Below are 6,967 nucleotides of genomic sequence, written 5' to 3'. Positions count from 1 at the left end.
GCATGGCGAAAGCTCGAAAGCCAGCCTTGGCGCATCATGTCCATCGGACGAAGAGAATGGGCGAATGAGTTTTGATCAGCGAGGCGGCGTATTAGGCGATTGTGGGCGTAAATGGCGACGATGTGGAGAATGCCTTTTGCTTCGATCGACAGGTCAATTTTCTCGGCGCCGAACGTGACGATGGCCTGAAGAGCGCCTGGCATGTGCAGCGGCACGCTATAACCATCCAGCATCCGGAATTCGGACGCCTCATTCATCAGCTTCCTGGCTTCACGTCGGATGGGCTTTCCGCCCAATTCCTCTGACCAGACAAAGGCACCGTCCGAAATCTTGCTCTGGTAGATCACGGGATCTATGTGAACGTAGTTTTGCGCGACATAACGTTCAAACCAGCCTTCAGGCCAAGCACTCAGCAAAACGTACCGATCGATTGTCTCGCCAGGTAAGGGAATTCCCGAAATTGCGAAGCAATCAAGGCCAAATGTCTTGGAAACTGTCGATAGGTCGCGAATGATAGCGTCTGCATCGTTGGCCGCTGTCATCGCAGTGATAAAGTCAAACATCACATTGGCGGCCTGCTGTCTGCCCTGGGTATCCATAATGCGCTCGCTGCGAATAACAGTCCTACGGAATTGGATAATGGCATACGACAAAGCAATTATAAAATTGTTGCTTCAAAGAACTAGAGCCGAGTTCTGCAAAGGCACGGACGCGAAGACTGCCCTGAAGATAGTGCGGCTGGCGGCCAAAAATAATGAATTGGCCAACAATTCACACGACGCCAATTCTTCAAAGCAATGAGCGTTTGAACCGATCCATCCTTCTTCCTTTCCACTCGCCAAATGAAAATTCTAGTTGAATAGGCTCGACTCCAATCTCTCCGCGTGTTTTTGTAGTGGCGGGGACGTTATTGGGGGCTTTCTTGACAATTGTGTATTTGCGGGTGCTTGGCGCCCTGTTCATTTCGTGCGCCCTGAGTGCATGTACAACTTCGCGGGAAGCGTTCAACGCTAATCCAAAGTCGATCGACAAACCGACGCTCTGTCGGACATACTTGCAGAGCCAAGATCCAGTATTCCAGCAAGATATTCTGAAAGAACTCAATCGCCGTGGCGTTCAAGCTCTTGACTGTCCTCAGATGGTCCAAAATCAGGATGCGGCGGCCGCTGCGCTAGTCGCCGTCGCGCTGGTTGGAACAGCCGTGGCTGTGTGCACCAACAATAATTGCGGTGGGGGCTATCCGACACGCCAGTACCCCGGAAACTGCTATTCTTACTACGACAGGGCTGCCGACGGCAGTTTGTGTGGTCATCGAAGCGCCATGTCCCGGCCAGGCGGATGGTGATAAGTCACTGAGACGGGCGCCTGTACCACGCTCGATTTTGAAGTTCGGTATCAGCCTGATTTTGTATGTTTCATTAAACAATAAAGCACTGGATTACGAATTCTATGGCTCACTCTCCTCGTTCCCCGTATTCACTTTTGGCAGATGATAATCAGCAAATTTCAATAGACGCGAAATACAAGAAGGCGCTTAAGGCCCACATTATTATCACACTTACGTTCAACGATAATATGGTGTTTTCGGACAACCAGTTAGTTACATCACCTAATCTACGAGATTTGATCGCAAGAGATGGTGTCATTCGTGAGCTTTCGAAGGAGAAACTATTTTCGCTTGCCGCAAGGCAAGGGCACGATGAAAGTGCGCCTTCTCAAATCCAAACTCTCCTAGAAACTCAGAAACAATTCTTTGCCCAAGGGAAAATCACAAGTGAGAGGATCGACATTGGCCGCGTGAAAGATTTAGATTTTGCGGATCAGCATTTCCGAAAAATAGGCTGGAACTATCGCGAAGTTCGGCAGCATTTCACCGACGTTGTCGCAACGTTGCTTTGCGACCAGTTTTCCCCACTCCTATCCCCATCAGACTTCCGCACTTTTTCAGAAATACTTTCTGAGGAGAGAGAAAGAGATAGGGGCTTAGGAAGAGAATTTCTTCAAAGAAGATTCCCTTCTCTCGTGATGCAGCGTTTGGTAAATCCTCCCGAACAGACCCACCAATTGATACACGATTGCACGGAAGGCCCGTATATTTCCAATCTTCCCCGCGTTCTGAGCTTGAATCCGATCTATGCGTCCAGTCACGCACGCTCTTTCGAAACAATGCGGGGCTTAAAGCTTGCTCAGTTGGAACCAGCTTTCAGTTTCAAGTCTAAACCCAGGCTCTCGTACGAGCATTATATCGAGGGTCTTTCGCGATTGGATGTCGATGACATAATGTGGCTGCGGCAAACGGACGAACTGAAAGAATATCAGTCGTTCGCACACCGTGACCTGAGCAAGTCAGCGGTAGCTCACGATTTAACTGTCAGCTTTCAGAGTATCAACCAACGCATCGTGGACAGGATAATTGATCGGTTTCCAGAGTTGAAGGCGTCGACGAGCGAAGCTCCCGATCAGATTATTAGAAGCCGTTGGGCGAAAGCCGAGTTTGCTGGGGGAATCCTGCTCGAGGCAATTGGAGCGGCAGTGGAGCTCCAGACTGGATTAGGTCTGGGAATATCGGTTCTGTTTTCCTTAGCGGAGCGCAAGTTCGGCGCATCAAACAAACGCATAAGCCAACACGACAACGCACAGTGGGAAGCGCGAAATAGACAACTCGGACATCTTCTGGAAGACAAAGGTATGGACGCGAAAATTGCGTTCGAGATGCCAGTTCTCAATCACTTTGAGAAGGAAACGATTGTGCGCGGTCTCTAGCCATCAAAACAGATGAGACAGTCAGCGGGTCAACGACACCTGCTTCAGCTAATTGCTCAAAGCTGATGCCTGACAACGGCAGAGAGCAGAAGTCTAGAATGCTTTCGGTGTTTTCCTGCGAGTGCATTGTGGGCTTCTGCTCTCTGCTAATACAACAAATATAAACGTATGTTTGGAATGCCTTGCCGAAGACCGCAAGAAGAGTTAGCTCTTCCGATCGAAGGCCGGTTTCTTCAGATAACTCTCGAGCGGCGTCCGCCTCAGGTGAGCTTCTTTCTGTTCCAAAGCCCTGCGGAATCTCGGTTACGATTGCACCCTCGGTGTATCGATAAGAGCGTATCAGAACGACTTCATCATCAATTACAGGTACAATTGCGACGCCGTAGGGCGCCTTCCACTGCGTTCGGAAATATGCGCCCTTTTTGCCTGACGGGAAGGCGACGTCGTCGTCGTAGACCGCCACATACTGGTTTTCGTAAACTAAATTTTCCCGCTCGCGTACTATTTGCATTCTCAACGCTCCAAAGTGACGGCATTCGAAACGGCGATTCGACAAATATGTCGGCTGCGTAAAAGCAGCGATGCGTTCGTCGTAAACATGCGTTAATGACAAGGATATGCGCATAAAACAAGGCCATGTCTGTTGGTTTCCACGCAGAACTGATGGAGTTGTCTAATCGCAGCCGGTGCGTCAATAGGAAGTTTTGTGGAAGCATCGCTCTGCCGGGTGCATGGTTGTCTTCGCGGTCGACATCAGTCGCCGCATGATGGAGCTTCGCAGCACGAGCCTTCAATGTGGACGACGCATTCAGCTGAGACAGCGATGCAACCCCATCAACGGAATGGCTCGGCTCACGTCCCGACAGGGACACTTCAAGCGCTCAGTTATTGAGCGCTATCAGATACTATGCCGCCACGCCCGCAGTCGGATTGAAGAACTCTCCGGTTTTCAGCATGGTGTGCATGATGACGGCCAGCTTTCGCGCGACAGCCACGGCAGCTCTTTTGAAGCCGATCCTCTCTCGCAGCTGAAGCCCCCATGTTCGCAACGAACTCTGTTTGGAACTACGCGTGAGAATAACCGAGGCCGCTTCGTATAGGAGCCCGCGCAAATGGCGGTCTCCGCGTCGGGATATATGTCCGTCATAATCGACTTCGCCGGATTGGTAGCGGCGCGTTGTGAGGCCGATATATTCTTCCATGGCTGTTCTCCATTGATGCTGGGCCCGGCGTCCAGTCGAGAGCCCGTACCTCATCTTATCGGGGAACAGCCACCTTCCAAATCATCTTCGAATCCGAAGGGGTATGGCTCCCGCGATTACCCCATGTGGATGCCCCCTCCCGACGGCATCGCGATGTGCCAAAGTGATGTTTGCAACAACGTCACTCAAAGGAGAGAGCATCCATGAAGGAAGTTAGCATTGTAGGCCTTGACCTTGCAAAACGGGTATTCCAACTCCACGCGGCCAGCGCCGATGGCGGATTGGTATTTCGTAGGAAGCTATCTCGCGTTCATGTCTTGGCTTTTTTCTCGGAGTTGCCGAGGTGTATCGTTGCGATGGAAGCATGTGCGACCGCGCATTACTGGGCTCGCGAGATTAGGAAGCTTGGCCATGAAGTTCGGTTGCTGCCACCAGCTTACGTGAAGCCCTTTGTAAAGCGGCAGAAGAATGACGCGGCAGATGCTGAAGCCATCGTGGAGGCCGCCATCCGCCCCTCGATGAGATTTGTCGTGCCGAAAACGGAGAAGCAGCAAGCCTCTTCCATGATCTTTCGGACACGCGATCTATTCGTGCGTCAACGGACGCAGTTGATTAACGCCCTGCGAGCTCACCTGGCAGAACATGGGATCGTTGCACCACAGGGGATTGCAAGCCTGGCCGCGTTGAGGGGGATTATAGAAGACGATGATAGCGGTCTTGAGCTCCTGGTCGTAGAAACTGCCCGGATTTATATGGAACAGATTGATCTGCTTACTGCCCGTATCTCCAACCTGGAGAAGGTTCTCAAATCTGAAGCTCAGCAATCGGTTAACACCGCTCGACTGATGTCAACGCCTGGCGTGGGGCCGATCACGGCCATGGCGATCGAGGCGTTTGCTCCAACTATGACGACGTTTCAAAAGGGACGCGATTTTGCAGCTTGGCTCGGGCTTGTACCTAAACAGCATTCGAGCGGAGGAAAGCAGATGCTTGGCCGGACGTCGAAGATGGGACAGCGCGATATTCGACGGCTTTTGATTATCGGCGCAATGACGGTTATCCGATGGGCATGCCGAAAGACCCCCTCCGAAAACTCGTGGCTCGGGCGTATGTTGATGCGCAAGCCGCGTATGCTCGTTGCTATTGCGCTGGCCAACAAGATGGCACGATCCGTCTGGGCGATGATGACGAAGAATGAGAATTACAAAGATTCCGGTCTCGCAACCGCGTAAGCAAAGCTAGCGATATAGCGAGATCGGATCGTCGGCGTGTGAGGAGATCAGCGAACGGTAAGGACAAGAGATTGGAAAGAGGGGTGGAAATGCCGCCGGCTCAGTGAGCCTCGAGCTCGTAGAACTGATTTGCGCCAGCCCCGCTTAGCTCCATACCGGCCAGCAGTAATATCCAGACTGCATCAAAGGCCTGATACATGACCGCATCCAATCACACGTTCAAACCGCTCAAAGAAAAACTTGCATGAACGGGGGCATCCATACATGAGCCGGTTATGGAGTGAACCCCTCGGGCTGGACCACGGGACCCAGAAAAACTGATACACGCTGCGGGCCTCAATCGGAGAAGGCTCATGAAGTCCCGAGGTCCATATCGCCGGCATTCGACGCCGTTCAAGTTGCAGCTTTGCCAGGATATCCGAAACGGCGTCATCGGACGGCGCGACGCACAGCGGACATACGGCGTTTCGGCAAACCTCATACAGCTATGGCTGACGCAGTTCGATCGCGGCGATCTGAACGATGAGGAGGCTGAGGCCAGCGTCATTGCCGAGTACGAGGCCCACATTGCGGCGCTTGAACGCAAGGTCGGCCAGCTCACCATGGAGCTGGACCTGGTTGAAAAAACACCGCGCCAGTTGATCGCCGGCGACAGCGGGAGCTCCTCCATCATCACCGGTCCCCGGCCTGCTCTGTCAGACGGGGGTGCAAAATGATCGATCTCCCGAGGAGCACTTACTATTACCGATCGACGGCAAAAGCTTTAAATCTCGGCGACAGCGAGCTCATTGCAATCATAGAGGACATCCAGGACGAGCTGCCTTGCTATGGATACCGACGCGTAACACACGAGCTTCAGCGAAGAGGCCACCTCGTCAATCACAAGCGCGTCGCCCGCGTCATGCGGGCCAATGGCCTCGGGATCAAGCCTCGCAAGCGGTATGTTCGCACGACGGATAACAACCACGATTCGCCGATCTACCCGAACCTTTATCGCAATGTGATCCCGGCGCGGCCCGATATGGTCTGGGTGGCCGACTTCACGTACATCCGCATCGCCGCTGGCTTCTGCTATCTCGCTGTCATTCTCGACGCCTGCAGCCGGAAAGTCATCGGCTATGGCCTGTGAAAACGCCTGGATACGCCGCTGGCATTGGCAGCGTTGCGTTCGGCGCTCGAGAACAGAAAGCCTCCACCCGGCTGCATTCACCACACGGACCGCGGATGCCAATACGCAAGTGAGACCTATCGACGAGCGCTCGATGCGGCAGGTCTACAGGGATCCATGAGCGCCGTCGGCAACCCTTATCACAATGCGCAGGCAGAAAGCTTCATGAAGACCCTGAAAGTGGAGGAAATCTACCCCGCAGGCTACGAGACATTCGCTGACGTGGCCGAACACTTGCCCAGGTTCATCGAGCAGATTTACAATGCCAAACGGCTGCATTCAGCCCTTGGCTATTTATCGCCAGCAGAATTCGAAACTCAACTCGCCCAGCAGGCGGCTTAGTTTGAAGCGGTTCGATGGTCCAGCCCGAGGGGTTCACTCCAAAACCGGCTCAGTTCCGCGTGGAAACCAACAGCATTCCCCCTTCAAACGAACGAGTCGTCACCTCAACGAGTTCACCGGGTGCAAACTCCCAATCTTCATCATCCGGTACCGATTGTTCTTCAACTAATACGCCGCCTCGCTGATCAAAACTCATTCGCCCATTCTCTTCGTCCGATGGACATGATGCGCCAAGGCTGGCTTTCGAGCTTTCGCCATGC

Annotated in this window: 6 protein-coding genes and 2 pseudogenes; 4 read left to right on the top strand and 4 right to left on the bottom strand. The window is 53.0% G+C overall.

The annotated features are described in order from the left end of the window. The coding region (locus ACI2KA_RS26610; protein WP_404505438.1) for an autoinducer binding domain-containing protein at positions 1-599 on the bottom strand (599 nt) is incomplete at its 3' end. 850 nt (positions 600-1,449) lie between these two features. Here ACI2KA_RS26610 and ACI2KA_RS26605 point away from each other — a divergent pair. Then, the gene (locus ACI2KA_RS26605) at positions 1,450-2,763 is read left to right on the top strand and encodes a hypothetical protein (protein ID WP_404505437.1); all 1,314 of its coding nucleotides are present in this window, start codon (positions 1,450-1,452) and stop codon (positions 2,761-2,763) included. On the opposite strand, the gene ACI2KA_RS26600 is transcribed toward ACI2KA_RS26605, so the two are convergent. Further along, positions 2,723-3,274, bottom strand: a complete 552-nt coding sequence (locus ACI2KA_RS26600; protein WP_404505436.1) for an NUDIX domain-containing protein — start codon at positions 3,272-3,274, stop codon at positions 2,723-2,725. The two genes, ACI2KA_RS26605 and ACI2KA_RS26600, sit on opposite strands and share 41 nt — an antisense overlap. Positions 3,275-3,668: 394 nt before the next feature. Then, positions 3,669-3,956: pseudogene (locus ACI2KA_RS26595) on the bottom strand (transposase); the annotation flags it as partial. A gap of 212 nt (positions 3,957-4,168) precedes the next feature. Between ACI2KA_RS26595 and ACI2KA_RS26590 the strand changes: the two are divergent. The 3 genes and pseudogenes from ACI2KA_RS26590 to ACI2KA_RS26580 all read left to right on the top strand — a co-directional run bounded on the left by ACI2KA_RS26590 (position 4,169) and on the right by ACI2KA_RS26580 (position 6,707). Next, positions 4,169-5,197 carry an IS110 family transposase gene (locus tag ACI2KA_RS26590; protein ID WP_404505435.1) on the top strand — a complete coding sequence of 343 codons (1,029 nt, stop codon included), beginning with the start codon at positions 4,169-4,171 and terminating at the stop codon, positions 5,195-5,197. Positions 5,198-5,550: 353 nt separating this feature from the next. After that, positions 5,551-5,913, top strand: coding sequence for a transposase (locus tag ACI2KA_RS26585; RefSeq protein WP_404505434.1), 363 nt, complete (start codon positions 5,551-5,553; stop codon positions 5,911-5,913). Beyond that, a pseudogene (locus tag ACI2KA_RS26580) lies at positions 5,910-6,707 on the top strand (IS3 family transposase). Before ACI2KA_RS26585 ends, ACI2KA_RS26580 begins: the two are co-directional and overlap by 4 nt. A 49-nt stretch (positions 6,708-6,756) precedes the next feature. Here the strand turns inward: ACI2KA_RS26580 and ACI2KA_RS26575 are convergent. Further along, on the bottom strand, positions 6,757-6,967 hold a 211-nt coding region (locus tag ACI2KA_RS26575), incomplete at its 5' end, for a hypothetical protein (protein ID WP_404505433.1).

The sequence above is a fragment of the Agrobacterium sp. NPDC089420 genome, from assembly GCF_044900305.1.
Lineage (GTDB): Bacteria > Pseudomonadota > Alphaproteobacteria > Rhizobiales > Rhizobiaceae > Agrobacterium.
Note: the sequence above shows the minus strand (reverse complement) of the source record. Positions and strands in the feature narration are given on the sequence as shown.